Source organism: Stenotrophomonas sp. HMWF023, assembly GCF_003060985.1.
Classification (GTDB): domain Bacteria; phylum Pseudomonadota; class Gammaproteobacteria; order Xanthomonadales; family Xanthomonadaceae; genus Stenotrophomonas; species Stenotrophomonas lactitubi.
On record NZ_QAIJ01000202.1, the window covers coordinates 8,492 to 10,010 of the forward strand.

Below are 1,519 nucleotides of genomic sequence, written 5' to 3' on the forward strand. Positions count from 1 at the left end.
ATCTGCCGGCATTTCTGTAGAGCCGAGCCATGCTCGGCTCAATTCGTTCCGATATCGAAATAGTCGATTCCGATGGAGTCATCCACGCATGGCGTGGATCCAACAGCCGCGGAAATCTGTCAGAGGTGGGACGGTGTGGGTAGGCAGGACCGTTGGCGCCATGGATGGCGCCATCGAGCCCCCATGGATGGGTTTACGGCGTGTCCTGACTACCCACACCGTCCCGCCATCCCACGGAATGCCCGCATTTGACGTTGACGTTGATTCAGCAGGTGCAGGGCTGCAAGCCCTGCCGAAATACCTTTTACCGCACCTGCTCCTGCTTGCGCACGATCGCCATCGCGATCTCCAGCGACTGCTCGTAGTTCAATCGCGGATCGACGGTCGAACGATACGCACGCTCCAGGTCACGCTCGGTCAACTCGCGCGCACCGCCGGTGCATTCGGTCACATCCTCACCGGTCAGCTCCAGATGCACGCCACCCAGACGCGTACCGGCAGCCGCGTGCAGGTCGAACGACATCTCGACCTCACCACGTACATTGTCGAAGCGCCGCGTCTTGAAGCCGTTGGCGGTGCTCTCGGTATTGCCGTGCATCGCATCGCACACCCACAGCACGCGGCGACCATCGCGCTTGACCGCATCCAGCAGCGGCGGCAGCTTCTGCGCGATCTGCGTCGCACCCATGCGGTGGATGAAGCTCAGGCGGCCCGGCTCGTCATCCGGATTGAGCACATCGATCAGGCGCAGCAGCTGGTCCGGCGTCACCGACGGGCCCACCTTGATCGCGATCGGATTGCGCACGCCACGCAGGTACTCCACGTGTGCGCCATCCAGCGCGGCGGTACGCATGCCGATCCACGGATAGTGCGTGCTCAGGTTCAACCAGCCCTGCTGGCGCGGCACCTGCCGGGTCAGCGCCTGCTCGTAGGGCAGCAGCAGCGCTTCATGCGAGGTGTAGAAATCGATGCGGTTGAGGTTGTGCACGCGGGCCCCGGCCAGGGTCTCCATGAAGTGCACGGCATCGCCGATCGAGGCGACCATCTTCTGGTAGTCGGCGGCCAACGGCGAATGGCTTACCCATTCCAGGTTCCAGTATTCGGGATGGTGCAGGTCGGCGAAGCCGCCATCGATCAGCGCCCGCACAAAGTTCATCGTCATCGCCGAATGCGCGTGGGCCTGCAGCATCCGCTTCGGATCGGGCAGCCGCGCCGCTTCGGTGAAGGCCGGCGCATTGATGACATCGCCACGGTAGCTGGGCAGGGTCACACCATCGCGGGTTTCGGTATCGGTCGAGCGCGGCTTGGCGTACTGCCCGGCAAAACGGCCGACGCGGATCACCGGCTGACGCAGGCCGTGCACCAGCACCAGGCTCATCTGCAGCAGCACCTTCAACCGGTTGGAAATCGTGCCCGATTCGCAGTCGCTGAAATTCTCCGCGCAGTCGCCACCCTGCAGCAGGAAACGCTTGCCCTCCTGGGCGTCGGCCAGCTGCTGCTTCAGCGCCAGGATCTCCCA

General features: G+C 63.7%; 1 protein-coding gene. It reads right to left on the reverse strand.

Annotation, left to right across the window (positions count from 1 at the left end):
* Positions 1–304: 304 nt before the first annotated feature.
* On the reverse strand, positions 305–1,519 hold a 1,215-nt coding region (locus tag DBR20_RS10945; RefSeq protein WP_108266195.1), incomplete at its 5' end, for a 3-deoxy-7-phosphoheptulonate synthase class II.